The 17,254-nt window shown below is 72.9% G+C and carries 17 protein-coding genes and 1 pseudogene; 12 read left to right on the forward strand and 6 right to left on the reverse strand.

The window, feature by feature from the left end:
• The 3 genes and pseudogenes from VFJ21_14675 to VFJ21_14685 all read left to right on the forward strand — a co-directional run bounded on the left by VFJ21_14675 (nucleotide 1) and on the right by VFJ21_14685 (nucleotide 3,362).
• Nucleotides 1–747, forward strand: a pseudogene (locus VFJ21_14675) (succinate dehydrogenase/fumarate reductase iron-sulfur subunit).
• Nucleotides 748–1,198: 451 nt separating this feature from the next.
• Complete coding sequence (locus VFJ21_14680) at nucleotides 1,199–1,996, forward strand: inositol monophosphatase family protein (protein HET7408365.1); 798 nt, start codon at nucleotides 1,199–1,201, stop codon at nucleotides 1,994–1,996.
• A 106-nt stretch (nucleotides 1,997–2,102) separates the two neighbouring features.
• Nucleotides 2,103–3,362 (forward strand): lytic murein transglycosylase, encoded by a 1,260-nt coding sequence (locus tag VFJ21_14685; protein ID HET7408366.1) that lies wholly within the window; start codon nucleotides 2,103–2,105, stop codon nucleotides 3,360–3,362.
• 3 nt (nucleotides 3,363–3,365) lie between these two features.
• On the opposite strand, the gene VFJ21_14690 is transcribed toward VFJ21_14685, so the two are convergent.
• Together VFJ21_14690 and VFJ21_14695 are read right to left on the reverse strand one after the other, a co-directional pair.
• Complete coding sequence (locus tag VFJ21_14690) at nucleotides 3,366–4,859, reverse strand: aldehyde dehydrogenase family protein (protein ID HET7408367.1); 1,494 nt, start codon at nucleotides 4,857–4,859, stop codon at nucleotides 3,366–3,368.
• Nucleotides 4,860–4,986: 127 nt separating this feature from the next.
• Entirely contained in the window at nucleotides 4,987–5,505 is a 519-nt protein-coding gene (locus VFJ21_14695; protein ID HET7408368.1) for a gamma carbonic anhydrase family protein, read from the reverse strand.
• A gap of 225 nt (nucleotides 5,506–5,730) precedes the next feature.
• Between VFJ21_14695 and VFJ21_14700 the strand changes: the two genes are divergently transcribed.
• Entirely contained in the window at nucleotides 5,731–6,027 is a 297-nt protein-coding gene (locus VFJ21_14700) for a DUF4193 domain-containing protein (GenBank protein ID HET7408369.1), read from the forward strand.
• Nucleotides 6,028–6,095: 68 nt separating this feature from the next.
• A complete protein-coding gene (locus tag VFJ21_14705; protein HET7408370.1) occupies nucleotides 6,096–6,797 on the forward strand; it encodes a hypothetical protein in 702 nt (233 codons plus the stop codon).
• Here the strand turns inward: VFJ21_14705 and VFJ21_14710 are convergent.
• Together VFJ21_14710 and VFJ21_14715 are read right to left on the reverse strand one after the other, a co-directional pair.
• A complete protein-coding gene (locus VFJ21_14710; protein ID HET7408371.1) occupies nucleotides 6,794–7,999 on the reverse strand; it encodes an alpha/beta fold hydrolase in 1,206 nt (401 codons plus the stop codon). The two genes, VFJ21_14705 and VFJ21_14710, sit on opposite strands and share 4 nt — an antisense overlap.
• Nucleotides 8,000–8,083: 84 nt before the next feature.
• Entirely contained in the window at nucleotides 8,084–8,374 is a 291-nt protein-coding gene (locus tag VFJ21_14715; protein ID HET7408372.1) for a DUF4235 domain-containing protein, read from the reverse strand.
• Nucleotides 8,375–8,517: 143 nt separating this feature from the next.
• Between VFJ21_14715 and VFJ21_14720 the strand changes: the two genes are divergently transcribed.
• From VFJ21_14720 to VFJ21_14745, 6 genes are all read left to right on the forward strand, one after another.
• Nucleotides 8,518–9,915, forward strand: a complete 1,398-nt coding sequence (locus VFJ21_14720) for an amidase family protein (GenBank protein ID HET7408373.1) — start codon at nucleotides 8,518–8,520, stop codon at nucleotides 9,913–9,915.
• Entirely contained in the window at nucleotides 9,912–11,126 is a 1,215-nt protein-coding gene (locus VFJ21_14725) for a crosslink repair DNA glycosylase YcaQ family protein (GenBank protein ID HET7408374.1), read from the forward strand. The genes VFJ21_14720 and VFJ21_14725 overlap by 4 nt, the downstream gene beginning before the upstream one ends.
• A 10-nt stretch (nucleotides 11,127–11,136) precedes the next feature.
• Nucleotides 11,137–12,759, forward strand: a complete 1,623-nt coding sequence (locus tag VFJ21_14730; GenBank protein HET7408375.1) for a DUF885 domain-containing protein — start codon at nucleotides 11,137–11,139, stop codon at nucleotides 12,757–12,759.
• Between the two features lie 116 nt (nucleotides 12,760–12,875).
• Nucleotides 12,876–13,355, forward strand: coding sequence for a dUTP diphosphatase (dut, locus tag VFJ21_14735; GenBank protein ID HET7408376.1), 480 nt, complete (start codon nucleotides 12,876–12,878; stop codon nucleotides 13,353–13,355).
• Between the two features lies 1 nt (nucleotide 13,356).
• Nucleotides 13,357–14,097, forward strand: coding sequence for a DUF3710 domain-containing protein (locus VFJ21_14740; protein ID HET7408377.1), 741 nt, complete (start codon nucleotides 13,357–13,359; stop codon nucleotides 14,095–14,097).
• Nucleotides 14,094–14,474: an OB-fold nucleic acid binding domain-containing protein gene (locus tag VFJ21_14745; protein HET7408378.1), complete on the forward strand. Its 381-nt coding sequence runs from the start codon at nucleotides 14,094–14,096 to the stop codon at nucleotides 14,472–14,474. Before VFJ21_14740 ends, VFJ21_14745 begins: the two co-directional genes overlap by 4 nt.
• A gap of 31 nt (nucleotides 14,475–14,505) precedes the next feature.
• Here the strand turns inward: VFJ21_14745 and VFJ21_14750 are convergent, their stop codons facing one another.
• On the reverse strand, nucleotides 14,506–15,168 hold the full coding sequence (locus VFJ21_14750; protein ID HET7408379.1) for a TrkA family potassium uptake protein: 663 nt from the start codon (nucleotides 15,166–15,168) through the stop codon (nucleotides 14,506–14,508).
• Entirely contained in the window at nucleotides 15,168–15,830 is a 663-nt protein-coding gene (locus tag VFJ21_14755) for a TrkA family potassium uptake protein (protein HET7408380.1), read from the reverse strand. The genes VFJ21_14750 and VFJ21_14755 overlap by 1 nt, the downstream gene beginning before the upstream one ends.
• A gap of 54 nt (nucleotides 15,831–15,884) precedes the next feature.
• On the opposite strand from VFJ21_14755, the gene VFJ21_14760 reads away from it, so the two are divergent.
• Nucleotides 15,885–17,254: APC family permease (locus VFJ21_14760; protein ID HET7408381.1), on the forward strand; the 1,370-nt coding region annotated here is incomplete at its 3' end.

The following is a 17,254-nucleotide window of genomic DNA, read 5'->3' on the forward strand; positions in this document are numbered from 1 at the left end:
ATGCCGGCCCATGAGCTGACCCTCCGCGTCTGGCGCGGTGACCAGGACGGCGGGGAGTTCGTCACCTACCGGGTCGAGGGGCAGGAGGGCGAGGTCGTCCTCGACGTCATCCACCGGCTGCAGGCCACCCAGGCCAACGACCTCGCGGTCCGGTGGAACTGCAAGGCCGGCAAGTGCGGCTCCTGCAGCGCCGAGATCAACGGCCGGCCGCGCCTGATGTGCATGACCCGGCTCTCGACGCTCAACCTGGCCGAGCCGATCACCGTGACGCCGATGCGGACGTTCCCCGTGGTCCGCGACCTGGTCACCGACGTGTCCTACAACTACGAGATGGCCAAGCGGGTGCCGCCGTTCACGCCCGCGGGCGACAACTCCGGCGGCAAGTACCGGATGCAGCAGCGCGACGTCGACCGCATCCAGGAGTTCCACAAGTGCATCGAGTGCTTCCTCTGCCAGAACGTCTGCCACGTGGTGCGTGACCACGAGGAGAACAAGCAGGTCTTCGCCGGGCCGCGCTTCTTCATCCGCTACGCGGGCCTCGACATGCACCCGCTCGACACGCTCGACCGCCGCGCGACGCTGCAGGACGACTTCGGGCTCGGCATGTGCAACATCACCAAGTGCTGCACCGAGGTCTGCCCCGAGGGCATCCACATCACCGACAACGCCATCATCCCGATGAAGGAACGCGTCGTCGACAAGCAGTACGACCCAGTCGTCTGGCTGGGCAACAAGATCGGCATCCGTAGCCGCACCCCGCGCGAGCAGGTCGGCCCCTACCGGGCGCCCTCCACCTCCGAGGACTACGCCAAGGCCGCGCTGGGCCTGGCGCCGCCCCCGGTCGGCACCGACCCGGCCCCCAACACGACGCCGCCCGTCGACGAGGCGCTCGACGGGAAGGTGGCCAACCTGCCGGCGATGCCGCCGACCCTGCCCCGCTCGGCCACGCGTGGCGCCGGCGCGGCAGCGACCCCGGCGGGCGGTCGGCAGGGGGCTCTCGCCTCCGGGCACGGCGGTGCGCACGCCGACGCCGGCTCCAGCCTGTCGGCGAAGGACGTCGCCCCGGCGGCGGCAGCCGCCGGGGGTCTCGCGGCCCTGATCGCCGTGATCCTGCGCCGCCGCCGCTGACCCCGCGGACCCCCGCCGGTTGGCCGGTAGGCGTGCGTAGCCGCCGGCTCGGCGCGTCTAGCGTGGCCGGATGGCCGTGATCGTGGAGGAGCTGCTGGGGCTCGCGCTCGACCTCGCCCGCCGGGCGGGCGATCTCCTGCTCACCCAGCGGCCGGCCAACCTCGAGGTCGACACCAAGTCGTCACCCACCGACGTGGTCACCGACATGGACACCGCCGCCGAGCGGCTGATCGTCGGCGGCCTGCGGGCTGCCCGCCCCGGCGACGGGGTCCTGGCCGAGGAGGGCGCGTCGGCGGAGAGCAGCACCGGCGTGCGCTGGGTCGTCGACCCGCTCGACGGCACGGTCAACTACCTCTACGGCATCCCCGACTGGGCCGTCTCCATCGCCGCCGAGGTCGACGGCGAGACCGCGGTCGGCGTCGTCAACGACCCGTCGAAGAAGCGTGTGTACGCCGCAGTCCGGGGCCGGGGCGCCACCTGCAACGACCGGCCGCTGCGCTGCTCGGCCCGCACCGACCTGGCGCAGGCGCTCGTCGGCACCGGTTTCGGTTACGCCGCGGACCGGCGGGCCGCCCAGGCGCGCGTGCTCGACGGCGTACTCCCGAAGGTCCGGGACATCCGCCGGATCGGTGCCGCCGCACTGGACCTGTGCTCCGTCGCGGCGGGTCGCCTCGACGCGTTCTACGAGCGCGGCCTGAACCCGTGGGACCTTGCGGCCGGCGGCCTGATCGCCCGTGAGGCCGGCGCGGTGGTGGGCGGCCTGCGCGGCGGCCCGGCGGGCCCCGACCTGGTGATCGCCGCGCCGCCCGCCCTGTTCGGGCCCCTGCACGACGTGCTGGACGGCCTGGGCGCTGCCGACGGTCCGTAACCGCCGACCTCTCTGGCTCGTTGGGGTTCGTGACAGGAGACTGGGAAAGGGGACGCCCAGCACAGGGCGCGCACGCCGCGACGAGCAGGACAGAGGAGGGCAGACCATGCGCCTGCCTTCCCGTCCCCGCGCTCGACGACGTGCCGGCGCGGGCCGCCCCCGCCCGATCTCCCGGCGCCTGAATGCGCGGAACTCTCGGCTCGCGACCCCGGCAGCGCTCGGCTCGGTCATCGCGGCGGTCCTGCTGTCGGCTGCGGGAGTCGCGCTCGCCCCCGTCGTCACCCACCGGGCGCCCGCCACCGACGCGGCCATGCCCGCGACCACCCCGGTCGTCCTGCCAGTGGCCGACCGCACGACTGCCGCCTCCCGGTCGCAGCTTCGCCCCGCTCCGCCGTTGCACTACACCCATCCGCAGCAGCCGGTCTCGCCGCTGGGGTCGCTCACCGCTCCGGACGTGCTCGTCGAGCTCGGCTTCGCCGCGACGCCGGCGCAGGTGGACCGGTTGCGACACGCTGCCGGCGTACAGGCCGTGGCGGTCCTCGACGCCGGCAAGGTCCGCACCCCCTTCGCCGACATCTACGCCGTCGGGGTCGACCCGTCGGAGTTCCGCGGCTTCACGCCCCGGCTCACCGCCCAGTCCGACGCGCTGTGGCAGTCGGTGGCCCGCGGCGAGATGGCCGTGGCCAACAGCTACGCCGGGCGGATGGGCTCACGGTTCGGCGGCTACCTGCCGGTCAAGGGCGGCGTGCAGCAGGACCTGCGGCTCGGCGCGTTCGCGTCGTTCGGCATCCCGGGCGCGGAGGCCGTCGTCGACCGCGCGACCGCCCGGGCGATCGGGCTGTCACCCGACCACCGGTTGCTGATCGCCGCGCCGCGACTGTCGCTCGACGAGCTGCGCGCGCTGGCCCGCGGCGTGCTCGGGCAAAGCGTGCAGGTCGACCTGCTGCGCCCGGCCGCGATCGACCAGAGCGAGATGTCCGACTACGCGGCCGAGGTGATCCCCACGGCCTACCTCCGGCTCTACCGCGCGGCCGCCTCCACCTGCCCGGGCCTGCCGTGGACGGTGCTCGCCGCGATCGGCGCGGTCGAGACCGGTCACGGTTCCAACACCGCGGTGTCGAGCGCGGGTGCCGAAGGGCCGATGCAGTTCCTGCCGTCGACCTGGCGCTACTACGGCCGCGACGCGGATGGCGACGGCGTGGCGAACATCGACGACCCGGTCGACGCCATCTACTCGGCCGCGGGCTACCTGTGCGCCAACGGCGCCGGCCGCGGCGGCCAGTCGCTCTACGACGCGATCTTCGCCTACAACCACGCGGACTGGTACGTCCGCGACGTCATCCGGCTCGCGCTGCTCTACCAGTAGCCGCTAGCGCCGGCCGTACTGCCAGTCCTGCAGCCGCCGCAGCATCCTCGGCATCCACGCCGGCGCGTCGAACGACATCACGTCGATCGGCAGCGCGAAGCGCTCGCGCGCGATGGCCTTGGCCCGGGTGAACTCCTTGAGGCCGTCGGCACCGTGGATGCGCCCGAAGCCCGAGTCGCCCACGCCGCCGAACGGCAGCGCGGCGAACCCGGCGAACGACATCACCGAGTTGATCGCCGCCATGCCCGACCGCAGCTGCCGGGCGATCTCGCGGCCGCGCTTGCGCGCCCACACCGAGGCGCCGAGACCGTACGACGTGCCGTTGGCCAGCCGCACAGCCTCGTCGACGTCGCGCACCGGCACGATCGGCAGGACCGGGCCGAACGTCTCCTCGCGCAGCACCCGCGCGTCGGCCGGGACGTCGACGAGCACGACCGGGTCGACGTAGGGCGCGTGCACCGAGTCGCGGCCACCGACGACCGCGCGGGCGCCCCGGTCGAGAGCCTCGTTGATGTGTGCGGCGATGATGTCGACCTGCTTGGGCATGGTGATCGGCCCGAGCGTCGCGCCGTCGGCGCCGCCCTTGATGCCCTCGGCCCGCCGCACGATCTCGTCGACGAACCGGTCGTAGACGCTGTCGACGACGTAGACGCGCTCGACGCCGATGCAGGTCTGGCCGGCGTTGGAGCAGCCGCCGAACAGCGCGGCCGAGGCCGCGCGACCGATGTCGGCGTCGGCGTCGACGATCATCGCGTTTTTGCCGCCGAGCTCCATCAGCACCGGGGTCAGCGTCTCGGCGCAGGCGGCCATGATCTTCTTGCCGGTGGGGGCCGAGCCGGTGAAGGCCACCTTGTCGACGCCGGCCCGGCACAGGGCTGCACCGGTCTCGCCGAAGCCGGTCACGACCTGCAGCACCGGCTGCTCCGGCACCGCCTCGCGGACGATCTCCTCGATGAACAGCCCCACCGCCGGGGTGTACTCGCTCGGCTTGAAGACGACCGCGTTGCCCGCGGCGAGGGCATAGGCGATCGACCCCATCGGCGTGAACAGCGGGTAGTTCCACGGGCCGATGACGCCGATGACGCCGAACGGTTCGTACTCGAGCTCGCCGGCCATGTTGAGCAGCGTCCGCGACCCGGGCACCCGCTGCGGACCGAGCACCTTCTTCGCGTTGCGGCCGGCCCACTCGAGGTGCTCGAGTACGAGCGTCACCTCGAAGAGGGCCTCGTCGACCGGCTTGCCGTTCTCCCGGTGCATGAGGTCGAGCAGCTCCTCGCGCCGGCGGGTGAGCGCGCCCTGCACCTTGCGCAGCCGGGCCCGCCGGCCGTCGAAGCCGAGGTCGCGCCACCAGACGGATGCGTCGCGGGCCCGCTTCACCGCGGCCTGCGCGTCGGCGCTGTCGTGCACCGGGAACGTGCCGACGACCTCGCCGGTCGCCGGGTTGGTCGAGTCGAAGGTCTGCCGGTCGGTCTCGGTGCGGTCGGCGGTCAGCGACATGGCCTGCTCCTCTCGGCGCGCCCGGACGGACGCGGGCGCGCGCCGACCGTCTCGTGGGTCGGCTACGCCGAAGCCTCTCAGACTCCGCGCATCAGGCGAAGTGGGGCAGTGACCTCCTTTGCTGGCCTCAGTCGAGTCGGCGCAGCTCCTTGCGGTAGCGGTGGCCGTTGCCGACGTAGTTCTGGACCGATCGGGCGAAGGTGCCGGGCGCTACGGCGTCGGTGCGCAGTTTCGCCGGCACCCCGAGCGCCATGGCGCCGGTCGGCACCTCCATGTCGTTGGGCACGACCGCGCCGGCGCCGACGAGGGAGTTGCTGCGGACCAGCGCGCGGTGCAGCACGATCGACCCGGACCCGACCAGGCAGTCGTCCTCGATGGTGCAGCCCTCCAGGTGGGCGATGTGCCCGACGACGCACCGGTCGCCGACCGTGGTCGGGAACTCCGGCACGGCGTGGATGACCGTGCCGTCCTGGATCGACGTCTGTGCCCCCACGACGATCTCGCCGTAGTCGCCGCGCAGGACAGCACCCGGCCAGACGGTCGACTCCGGGCCGATCGTCACCTTGCCGATAACGACCGCGTCGGGGTGCACGAACGCCTCGGGATCGATCGAGGGCACCCGGTCACCGAGCGCGTAGACCGCCACTGATCCTCCTGACATAGGGGTACGCGGGGGACCATATCCGTGTGGTGTGGCTCACGTTCGCCACGCCGATGAGCAAACGGCGTGCCGATTCGGTGCCCTTGGTGCACAATCACCCGGCGTCGCCGAGGGACGCGGTGCGCACTCGCGGATATCCGTACGCCGAATCGGGCACAGACTGGCCTGCTCGTGCGTTACATCGCCCGCGACACGAGAAAGCGAGGGCCGATGGCCACCGATTACGACACCCCACGTACCACCGACGACGAGATCGGTGAGGACAGCATCGAGGAGCTCAAGTCCCGGCGTGACGCCCAGACGGGCAGCGTCGACGTCGACGAGGCCGAGCTGGCCGAGTCGCTGGAGCTGCCCGGTGCCGACCTCTCCGGCGAAGAGCTCGCGATCAAGGTATTGCCGCGGCAGGCGGACGAGTTCACCTGCTCGCACTGCTTCCTCGTGCACCACCGCAGCCAGCTGGCGGAGGAACGCAAGGGCCAGCTGATCTGCCGGGAGTGCGCGGCCTGATCGTGGCGTCTGAGCCGACACACCGTTCGCGCGCGACGACCGGGCCCGTCCCGGCGCGTCGCGACGACGTGCCCCGTCTCGTCGCCCGGGTGACCGGTGACGAGACGTTGGGCAAGGCTGCGCGCGCCCAGGCCCTGCGCGCGCTGGCCGTCGCCCTCGCCGCGAGTGCCAGGGCCGCAGGTGTCGCCGCCGTCGCCAGTGGCCGCTGGCTCACCGACCAGGTCGTCGACCTCGCGCCCCGCATCCCCGTGCGCGACCTGCCGACGCTGCGCGCCCACCACGAGGGGCTCACCGGCGACGAGCTGGCAGAGCGCCTCATCACCCACGCCGGCCGGGTGACCGGCGCCATCGGTGCCGCGGGTGGGGCCATCGCCAGCGTGGAGTTCGCCGCGCCTCCGCTTCTCCTGTCCGCGCCGGTGCAGCTGCTGGCGGAGACCATCGCCGTCGTCGCGGTCGAGCTCAAGCTCGTCGCCGAGCTGCACGTCGTCTACGGCCGCACCCCGCCCGGCAACGTCGCATCCCGGGCCAACGCCTACGTCACCGCCTGGGCCCGGCGTCGTGGGCTCGATCGCTCCAACCCGGCCGGTCTGGTCGGCGTCCTCGGCGGCGCCGTACGCCGCGAGGTCCGCCAGCGGCTCATGCGCCGCGCCGGCCGCAACGTCACGACGTTCGCGCCGTTCTTCACCGGTGCCGTCGCCGGCGCCGAGCTCAACCGGCGCGAGACCCGCCACCTCGGCGATGCGCTCGTCACCGACCTCCGTCGCCGCTAGCCGGCCAGGAAGAGTCGGGCCAGCTCGGTCGTCCGGTCGGGCAGCTCGTACTGCGGCACGTGGCCGCAGTCGTCGAGCACGATCGACTCCGCCTGCGGCAGCGCCGCTGCCACGTGCCGCTCGAAGCCGATCGGGACCAGCCGGTCCTTGCGCCCCCAGACGAACAGCGCCGGGGTCTGCAGCTGGGGCAGGCGGTCCCAGAAGCCGTGCTCGCCGTAGGCCTCTTCGAGGTAGATGTGCCGCGCGGCGGCGAAGAACGCCCGCCGGTGGGCGGCGCCGCGCATCACCCGGCGGAACTCGTCGACGGCCGCGGCGTACCAGTCGTGAGGCAGCCGCCGCGGCTCGGCGAACATCAGCCGCAGGGTGCGCAGCACGAGCGGGGTCGAGAAGAACATGGGCACCCGGCCGAGATCCGGGGTCAGCAGTCGCACCGCGGGCGTGAACTGGCGCATGCGCCGGAACGCCGGTGACGGGCACAGCAGCACCATCCGCGTGACCGACTCCGGTGCCGACAGCCCGGCTTCGATCGCGAGCCGCCCGCCGAGGGAGTTGCCCACCAGCGCGGCGGGGTCGGCGCCCGACTGCCGCTGGAACTCCCGCAACCAGGCGGCCAGCTCCTCGATCGAGTAGCGCCACCGGGGTGCGGCGGAGGCGCCGAACCCCGGGGTGTCGGGGGCGATGACGCGGAAGTCGCGGGCCAGCGCTGGCAGCAGCGGCAGCATCGAGGCGTTGGTGGCGCCGAGACCGTGCAGCAGCAGCACGGGCGGCGCGTCGGCACGCCCGGCCTCCAGGTAGAACGTGCGGGCGCCGAGCACGTCGACGACGCGGGCGCGGGGATGCTCGGGCGGCCGGTGGCCGACGTCGAACGCCCCGTCGATCGCGAGAGCCAGGGCCAGGTTGCCACGCACCGTGAGCGTGCCGTCGAGGAAGGCCTCGACGCCGGACTGCGCACCCTCGAGGATGCCGGCGAACGTCCGCGGGTCGACCCGCACGACGGTCTGCGGGTTGCGGGCGCCGCCGCGACGTAGCCGGATGCGCCCCTCGTCGAGGACGACCGTCCAGGTGCCGGCCGGCGCGACCTCGAACACGACCGACGCGCGGGTCTCGGCCAGCGCCGCGCCCACGCCCTGCCGCACGTGCGCGCTGAGCAGGGCGTCGATGTTGGGCAGCGGGAACCGCGTCTCGCTGACCGCCTGCGCCATGATCTGGAACGTACGCGCAGATCGCCCCGGTAAACGTGAGCCACGCGGCGGGGCTTCCAAGCCGTACGCCGGTGGCGCGGACCCTCAGCGGTCGTCGAGCACCGAGGCCGGCAGCGATCCGGTCGCCCGTTGCCAGCTGACGGCTGCCTGCCGGTGCACGACGACGCGCGCGAGCGCGACCGCGGTGCCGGACACCACTGCCCAGCCGAACGCCTCGGCCGCGGTCACCTCCGGGTGCGCAGGGTTGGCGGGCGGCTCGTGGCCGGTGACCTTGGTCCACAGGAACGTGACGGCCTTGCGGGTGACGATGCCGGCGAGCACCGCGCCGACGCCACTGAGGATCTTGTAGCCCGTATCGGACTGCTTCTTCGACATGTGCGGTGCTCCTCGCTCCGTCGTACCCCTGCGGTGCCGGCCGGGACTTCGACCCCTGCCGGCCATCTGCCCCGGCTGCGCAGCATGTCACCCACGAGTCTTCCGGTGTCCGGGGCGACCCGGCTCTGGCAGCATGCGCAGCCATGAGCGCTGATGACGTCTGGAACTGGTCCGCGACGCGGCAGGCGGCCGCGATCCGTGACGGGAGCCTGTCGAGCCGGGAGCTGCTGGACACTTTCCTCGAGCGCATCGACCGCCTCAACGGTGACGTCAACGCGGTCGTGACTCTCGACGTGGACCGGGCTCGGGCGGAGGCCGGTCGCTGCGACGACGAACACGCCCGGGGGCAGTCGCGCGGGCCGTTGCACGGACTCCCGATCACGATCAAGGACGCCATCGAGGTCGCCGGCATGCGCTCGACCGGCGGGGCGCGCGAGCTGCGCGACCACGTCCCGGTCGCGGACGCCCCGGCCGTCGCGCGGCTGCGCGACGCGGGGGCGATCGTGTTCGGAAAGACCAACGTGCCCTTGTGGTCCGGCGACCTCCAGACCTTCAACGACGTGTTCGGTACGACGAACAACCCGTGGGACACCTCCCGGACTCCGGGTGGCTCCTCCGGTGGCGCGGCGACCGCGGTGGCCTGCGGGTTCACGGCGTTCGAGCTCGGGACCGACATCGGCGGGTCGGTGCGTTTCCCCTCGCACTTCTGCGGCGTCTACGGGCTCAAGACCAGCTACGGCGTCGTCTCCCAGCGGGGCTACCTCGACCAGGTGGGCGGGGGCACGACCGACGCCGACATCAACGTCTTCGGGCCGATCGCGCGCAGCGCCGAGGACCTCGACCTCCTGCTCGGCATCGTGGCCGGCCCGCCGCCGGAGCAGGCGCCGGCCTGGCGGATCGACCTGCCCGCCCCGACCGTCGACATGCTCGCTGGGTTGCGGGTCGGGGTCTGGCTGGACGCCGCCGGCGCCCCGGTCGATCGCGCGTCGGGCGACGTGCTGCGGTCGGCGGTCGACGCGATCGCCGAGGTGGGCGCGTCCGTCGAGGAGGCGCACCCGCCGGTCGACTTCGACGAGCAGGTCGGGCTGTTCGTCCAGCTGGTCAGCGCGGCGGTCTCGCCCAGCGCCGGCCCCGAGTCGGGTGAGCTGCTCGGCGGCAGCCACTACCAGTGGCTGGCCGCCCAGCGCCGGCGTGCCGAGATCATGTCGGCGTGGGCGGCGTGGTTCGGTGGCTACGACGTGCTGCTCTGCCCCGTGGCGACCACGGCGGCGTTCCCGCACACCCAGGAGGGCACGCTCTTCGAGCGGACGCTGGACCTCGACATCGGTACGCGCCCTTACGCCGAGCTGCTCGCCTGGACCGGCCTCATTGGCGTGGTCAACCTGCCCTCCGCCGTACCTCCCGTCGGCAGCACTCCGGCGGGGCTGCCGGTGGGCATGCAGGTCGTCGCGCCCTACCTGCACGACCGTACGGCGGTTGCGGTGGCCGGCGCGATCGGCGAGTTGACCGGCGGCTACCGGCCGCCGCCGATGGCCAGGTGAGCCGGGGCGCGGATTCCCTGTCCGCTGCCCAGGCACGCCGGCTGGCCCTGGCCGCGCAGGGTTTCGTTCGTCCGAGACCCGCCGGCGCGGTGGACCGCCGGCACCTGCGGCGGATGTTCGCCGATCTCTCGGCTGTCCAGATCGACTCGGTCAACGTGCTGTCACGGGCGCACTACCTGCCGGCGTACTCCCGCCTCGGTGGCTACCCGCAGGAGTCGCTCGACCGGCTGGCCTACCGCGACCGGGAGCTGTTCGAGTACTGGGGCCACGAGGCCTCCCTGCTCCCGGTGGCCCTGCACCCGCTGCTGCGCTGGCGGATGGCCCGCGCCCGCGACCGGTACGAGACCTGGGGCGGGATCGCGCGGCTGGCCCGCGCACATCCGGACTACGTGCAGCACGTGCTGGCACTGGTGCGCGAGCGCGGGCCGCTGACCGCGGGCGACATCGCGGTCGAGGAGGAGCGCCGCAAGGACAGCTGGGGCTGGAACTGGTCCCGGCAGAAGACTGCCCTGGAATACCTCTTCTGGTGCGGGGACGTCACGGCGGTCACCCGCCGCGGCTTCGAGCGGGTATACGACGTGACGGAGCGAGTGCTGCCCGCCGCGGTCCTCGCCGCACCGACACCGACCGAGGAGGAAGCGCACCGGGCGCTGCTGCTGATCGCGGCGCGGGCGCTGGGCGTGGCCACCGCGACCGACCTCGCCGACTACTTCCGCATCCGCATCGGCCCGGCGCGGGCACGGATCGCGGAGCTGCACGGCTCCGGCCTCCTGCAGGAGGTCGCCGTCGCGGGTTGGCGGCACCCCGCTTACGTCGTGCCCGGCAGCAGGGTCCCGCGACGGGTGCGGGCCAGGGCCCTGCTCGCGCCGTTCGACCCGCTCGTCTGGGAGCGCGCCCGCACCGAGCGCTTGTTCGGCTTCACCTACCGCATCGAGATCTACGTGCCGGCGGAGCGGCGGCAGCACGGCTACTACGTGCTGCCCTTCCTGCTCGACGACCGGCTCGCCGCGAGGGTCGACCTCAAGGCCGACCGGCAGGCCGGCGTGCTGCTGGCACAGGCCGCATGGGCCGAGCCGGGTGAGGACCAGGGGCACGTCGCCGGCGCGCTCGCCGCGGAGCTGAGATCCCTCGCGAGCTGGCTCGGCCTCGGTGACGTCCGGGCCGTCCCGCGTGGCGACCTCGCACCCGCCCTGGCCGCCGCCCTCGGCTAGCGTCGGAAACATGAGCGACTTCGACCGGCTCGCCCAGGATTTCCTCGACGCCGAGATGGCGGCCAACCCCGTCATGGCGACCGGGGTCGGGCTGCCTGGGCACGACGACGAGCTGCCCGACCTCACCGAGGGCGGCATCGCGGCGTTGCGCCGCGACGAGGAGGAGTGGCGACGCCGGTTCGGTGCGCTGGCCGACGCGGACCTGACCGACGACGAGCGGCTCGACCGGGACCTGGTGCTCGCCTCGCTGCGTCGCCGGGCCGTCATGCGCGACGACTGGCAGGAGTGGCGGCGGGCGGCCGACACCTACGCCGGTCCCGTGCTCAACGGCGTCTTCCTGCTCTTCCTGCACCGGCTGCGCCCCGAGCCGGAGCTGGTCACCTCCGCCGCCGCCCGGCTGCGCGCGGCGCCGGAGCTGCTCGCCGCGGGACGCGACAACCTCGACCCCGAGCTGGTCGCGCCGGTGCTCGCCCGCCGCGCGCTCGGGCAGGCCCGTGGCGCGGTCGGCTACCTGCGCGACGGGCTGCTGCACGGGGTCGACGACGAGGGGGCGCGCCGCGCCCTCGCCGGGGCCGGCGAGCAGGCGGCCACGGCGTTCGAGGGCTACGTGACGTTTCTCGAGGGGCTGGTCGAGAAGGCCCGCGGCGACTTCGCGTTCGGGGCCGAGCGCTACTCGACCGTGCTGCGCGAGGCGGAGGGCCTCGACTACGGGGTCGGCGGCCTGCACCAGCGCGGCCTCGACGCCTACGACGAGCTGGCCGCCGAGATGGCCCGGCTCACCAAGGACATCGGCGGGGGAGACGACTGGCGCGGCCTGCTCGGCCGGCTCAACGACGACCATCCCGGTACGCCGGAGGAGATGCTCGCCAGCTACGTCGACTGGACGTCGAAGGCCCGCGCCTTCGGCTACGAGCACGGTCTGGTGAGCGAGCCCGCAGGCGAGTCCTGCGACGTGATCCCGTCGCCGGCGTTCCAGCGGGCGACCCTCGCGGTCGCGTCGTACATGCGGCCGCCGGCGTTCGCCGAGCGCAGCACCGGCACATTCTTCGTGCCGTTCCCGCCCGATGGCGCGACGCCGGAGCAGGTGCAGCAGCGGCTCGCGACCAACAGCCACTGGACGATGCCGTCCGTTGCGGTGCACGAGGCCTACCCGGGACACCACTGGCACTTCGCCCGGCTGCAGGCGGCCAACCGCCGGCCGCTGCGGCAGATCCTCGGCACGTCGTACTTCATCGAGGGCTGGGCGCTGTACGCCGAGCGGCTGCTGCGCGAGCACGGGTTCTTCACCGACCCGCGCCAGGAGCTCTGCCACATCGACATGCGGCTGTTCCGCGCGGCCCGCATCATCGTCGACACCGCGCTGCACACCGGCGAGATGACGGTGGAGGAGGCCACCGACTTCATGTCGACGAAGGCCTCGCTGTCGCGGGAGACGGCCGCGGCGGAGGTCGCCCGCTACTGCGCCTGGCCCACCCAGGCGGCGTCCTACCTGACCGGCGCGATGGAGATCCAGCGGATGCGCGACGAGTGGGTCCGGGGCGGCGGCGACCTGCGGGAGTTCCACGACGCGCTGTGCGGCAGCGGGATGCTCCCGATCGGCCTGGCCGAGCGGGCCCTGCGGGTCGGGCGATAGCGCGGCACGAGCGGCAGCCGCCGCACCCCCGCGGTGAGGCCCTTGACCAGGTCCGCGACCGGTAGGGTTCCTCCCCGACCGGCAGCCGACACGCGCGAGAAGAGGGTGACCGACGGGTGAGCACGCTGCAGGTGCAGGTCCAGCGGCTCGACCCGGAGCTTCCGCTGCCGTCCTACGCCCACCCGGGTGACGCGGGCGCCGACCTGGTCACCGCCGTCGACGCGGAGATCGCACCGGGGGAGCGGGCCGTGCTCCCGACCGGCGTCGCGATCGCGTTGCCCGACGGTTACGCCGCCTTCGTGCACCCCCGGTCCGGGCTGGCCGCCCGTTGCGGGGTGGCGCTCGTCAACGCGCCGGGTACCGTCGATGCGGGCTACCGCGGTGAGATCAAGGTGATCGTGGTCAACCTGGATCCGTGCGAACCGGTGCGGCTGGCTCGCGGCGACCGCATCGCGCAGCTGGTCGTGCAGCGGGTGGAGCGGGTCGACTTCAGCGAGGTGGCGGAGCTGCCCGGCTCGGCGCGGGCCACCGGCGGGTTCGGCTCCACCGGTGGGTACGCCGCAGCCGAGACCGCACAGTCGGCGGGAGGTAACTGAGGTGTTCCGACGCAGGCGTCGTGACGACGAGGAATTCGACGACGAGGTCGACGAGACCCTCGGCGAGGGTGCCGACGAGCGGGGGGTGGCGGCCGCGCGTGAGCCGGTCGCGCCCGGGCGGCCGGCCGGGCCGTGGGACTCCGACGACGTGCCCGACGACGGGCTCGCCCGCCTCGACCTGGGTGGCCTGCTGGTGCCGGTCATGCCGGGCATGGAGGCGCGGGTCGACGTCGACCAGGAGCAGCAGGCGGTGGTGTCCGCCACGCTCGTCGACGGCACCAGCGCCCTGCAGATCAACGCCTTCGCCGCGCCGAAGAAGGCCGGCATCTGGGGCGAGGTGCGCGACGAGATCGTCGAGTCGTTGCGGCAGAACGGCGGTTCGGCCGAGGTCGTCGAGGGGCCGTTCGGGCCGGAGATCCGGGCGCAGGTGCCGTCGGCAATGCCCGATCAGGCCGTCACGCTGCAACCGGCCCGCTTCATCGGTGTCGACGGGCCGCGGTGGTTCCTCCGCGGCCTGCTGTCCGGCGCCGGCGCGGCCGATCCCGCGCACGGCGAGCGGCTCGAGGAGGCGTTCCGCAACATCGTCGTCGTCCGCGGCGGCGACGCAATGGCGCCGCGCGACGCCCTGCCGTTGCGGTTGCCGCGCGAGGCGATGGAGGCCGCGCAGCAGCAGGCCGAGGAGCAGCAGAAGCGCCAGCTCGACCCGTTCGAGCGGGGTCCGGAGATCACCGAGGTTCGATGACGTCCGGGGACCGGGCCGGCCGCGGGCGACTGCGGCGTGCCCTGCACCGGCTGTCAGTCGATCGTGACGCGCTGCAGGCGCAGGAGCTGCAGACGACGGTGCACGCCGCCGGGGCGACGCCGGTGGCCGCCTGCCAGGACCGGCAGCGGGTGGCGGTCGCCGGCACGCTGCGGACGGTCACCCTGCGGCCGCTGGCCGGCGTGCCGACCGTCGAGGCCGAGCTGTACGACGGGACCGGGTCGGTCACCCTCGTCTGGCTCGGGCGCCACCGCATCCCGGGGATCGAGCCCGGCCGGGACGTCGTCGCCCGCGGCCGGCTGTCGGTGACCGGCGGTCGCCGCCTGCTCTACAACCCGGAGTACGAGCTCCGGCCCTGACCGGCCGGGGCCGGCATCGACGGCGGCCGGCTCACCGGGCGCCGGCGAGCAGGTGGCCGAGGGGTTCCTCCATGTCGGGTGCCGCGACGAAGAGCAGCTCGTCGCCGGCCTCGAGCGGGTCGTCGGCCGACGGCACGATCACCCGACCTTCGCGCAGGATCGCGACCAGCGCGGTGTCGCCCGGCCAGCCGACCGCGCCCACGCGCTGACCCACCAGCGGCGCGTCGGGCGGCAGGGTCAGCTCCACGAGGTTGGCTTCGCCCTGCCGGAAGCTCATCAGCCGCACCAGGTCGCCCACGGTGACGGCTTCTTCGACGAGTGCCGAGAGCAGCCGCGGCGTCGAGACGGCGACGTCGACGCCCCACGACTCGTTGAACAGCCACTCGTTCTTCGGGTGGTTGATGCGGGCGACCACCCGCGGCACGCCGTACTCCGTCTTCGCCAGCAACGACACGACGAGGTTGACCTTGTCGTCGCCGGTGGCGGCGACCACGACCTGGCAGCTCTGCAGGTCGGCCTTCTCCAGCGAGGCGAGCTCGCAGGCATCGGCGAGCAGCCAGTCGGCCTGCGGCACGGTCTCGAGCTTGACGGCCTTGGGCTCCCGCTCGATGAGCAGGACCTCGTGGCCGTTGGACAGCAGCTCGGTGGCGATCGAGCGACCGACGTTGCCCGCGCCCGCGATCGCGACGCGCATCAGTGCTCTCCCGGCTGGCCGGCGAACGCGTCGCCGACGCGGTCGAGGTCGTCCTTGGCCGCGATGACGTGGATGAGGTCGCCGTCCTGCACGACCGTGTCGTCGGCCGGCAGCGTGCCTTCGCCGTAGCGCGTCATGAAGGCCACGCGCGCGCCGCTGGCGCGCTCGAGCTCGCGCAGCCGCCGTCCGATCCAGCCGTGGTGGAAGGGCACCTCGGCGACGACGACGCGCCCCGACAGATCGGTCCACTCGCGGTGGCCGCCCTCCGGGAGGATGCGGTGCAGCATCTGGTCGGCGGTCCAGCGGACCGTCGCCACGGTCGGGATCCCCAGCCGCTCGTAGACCTGGGCCCGGCGGGGGTCGTAGATGCGGGCGACGACGTTCTCGATGCCGAAGGTCTCGCGCGCCACCCGCGCGGCGATGATGTTGGAGTTGTCGCCGCTGCTCACGGCGCAGAACGCGCCGGCCTCCTCGATCCGCGCCATCACGAGCGTGTCGCGGTCGAAGCCCACCCCGGTGATGCGGGCCCCCTCGAAGTCGTTGCCGAGTCGCCGGAACGACTCGGCGTCCTGGTCGATCACGGCGACGGAGTGACTCCGCGCGGTGAGGCTCAGGGCGAGCGTCGAGCCCACACGGCCGCAGCCCATGATCACCACATGCACAGTGGGTAACGCTACAGCCGGGCTGCGCCCTGCGCGGGCCGCCCGGCACCTACGATCTCCGTCGTGCCAAGACTCGCCGGCCTGTGGAAACGGTTCGTCGTCGGCCGGCCTCTCCGGAGCACCCAACTCGACGAGACGCTGCTGCCGAAACGTCTCGCCCTGCCGGTCTTCGCCAGTGACGCGTTGTCGTCCGTCGCCTACGCCACCGAGGAGATCCTGCTCGTCCTGTCGGTGGCCGGTGTCTCCTACTTCCACTTCACCTGGTACGCCGCGGCGGGCGTGATCTTCACGATGACCGTCGTCGTCATGTCCTACCGGCAGAACGTGCACGCCTACCCCAGCGGTGGCGGCGACTACGAGATCGCAACGACCAACCTGGGTGCCGCCCCGGGGCTCACCGTCGCCAGCGCGCTGATGGTCGACTACGTGCTCACCGTCGCCGTGTCGGTCAGCGCGGGCGTCGCCAACATCGCCTCCGCGGTCGAGTCTCTGCACGGTCACGAGGTCGAGGTCGCCGTCGGTCTGGTGGCCCTGATCACGCTGCTCAACCTGCGGGGGATCCGCGAGTCCGGCTGGGCGTTCGCGATCCCGACCTACGCCTTCATCCTCGGCATCGCGGCGGTCGCCGCGGTCGGCTCGTTCAAGGCGCTGACCGGGACCCACCTCGCGGCGGTGAGCGCCGGCTACCACATCCGGCCCGAGCAGTCGTTCGCCGGACTGGGCCTGATCTACCTGGTGATGCGGGCCTTCGCCTCCGGGTGCACGGCGCTGACCGGCGTGGAGGCCATCAGCAACGGCGTACCGGCGTTCCGGCGGCCGAAGAGCAAGAACGCCGCGACCACCCTGGCGTTGCTCGGTGGCATCGCGATCAGCATGTTCGTGACGGTGACGGTCTTCGCGATCGTCAGCCACGTGCACGTCGGCGCCGACACGTCACACGTGCTGGGCCTGCCGGCCAACCAGCCGCAGAAGACGGTCATCTCGCAGGTCGCCGGGGCCGTGTTCGGAGGGACCGGGTCGTTCGGGTTCCTCTACATCTCGTTCATCTCGGCGTTGATCCTGGTCCTGGCGGCCAACACGGCGTTCAACGGCTTCCCGGTGCTCGCGTCGATCCTGGCCCGCGACGGGTTCCTGCCCCGGCAGCTGCACACCCGCGGCGACCGGCTCGCCTTCAGCAACGGCATCTTGTTGCTCGCCGGGTTCGCGATTTTGTTGATCGTGGTGTTCGCGGCGTCGCCGACTCGACTCATTCAGCTCTATATTGTCGGCGTTTTCGTGTCGTTCGTGAACAGCCAGGTCGGCATGATCCGGCACTGGAACCGGCACCTGCCCGGCGAGAAGGATCCGGCCCGGCGGCGACAGATGTTGCGCTCGCGTGTGATCAACACGGTCGGCGCGATCGTTACGTCGCTTGTCCTCGTGAT

It is taken from the genome of Mycobacteriales bacterium (assembly GCA_035690485.1).
GTDB lineage: Bacteria > Actinomycetota > Actinomycetes > JAFAQI01 > DASSKL01 > DASSKL01.

What these genes read in the sequence shown, in the direction of transcription:
- VFJ21_14680 (HET7408365.1), top strand. Translation starts at nt 1,199, where the DNA reads ATGGCCGTGATCGTGGAGGAGCTGCTGGGGCTCGCGCTCGACCTCGCC.
- VFJ21_14685 (HET7408366.1), top strand. Translation starts at nt 2,103, where the DNA reads ATGCGCCTGCCTTCCCGTCCCCGCGCTCGACGACGTGCCGGCGCGGGC.
- VFJ21_14690 (HET7408367.1), bottom strand. Translation starts at nt 4,859, where the DNA reads ATGTCGCTGACCGCCGACCGCACCGAGACCGACCGGCAGACCTTCGAC.
- VFJ21_14700 (HET7408369.1), top strand. Translation starts at nt 5,731, where the DNA reads ATGGCCACCGATTACGACACCCCACGTACCACCGACGACGAGATCGGT.
- VFJ21_14710 (HET7408371.1), bottom strand. Translation starts at nt 7,999, where the DNA reads ATGGCGCAGGCGGTCAGCGAGACGCGGTTCCCGCTGCCCAACATCGAC.
- VFJ21_14715 (HET7408372.1), bottom strand. Translation starts at nt 8,374, where the DNA reads ATGTCGAAGAAGCAGTCCGATACGGGCTACAAGATCCTCAGTGGCGTC.
- VFJ21_14720 (HET7408373.1), top strand. Translation starts at nt 8,518, where the DNA reads ATGAGCGCTGATGACGTCTGGAACTGGTCCGCGACGCGGCAGGCGGCC.
- VFJ21_14730 (HET7408375.1), top strand. Translation starts at nt 11,137, where the DNA reads ATGAGCGACTTCGACCGGCTCGCCCAGGATTTCCTCGACGCCGAGATG.
- VFJ21_14745 (HET7408378.1), top strand. Translation starts at nt 14,094, where the DNA reads ATGACGTCCGGGGACCGGGCCGGCCGCGGGCGACTGCGGCGTGCCCTG.
- VFJ21_14750 (HET7408379.1), bottom strand. Translation starts at nt 15,168, where the DNA reads ATGCGCGTCGCGATCGCGGGCGCGGGCAACGTCGGTCGCTCGATCGCC.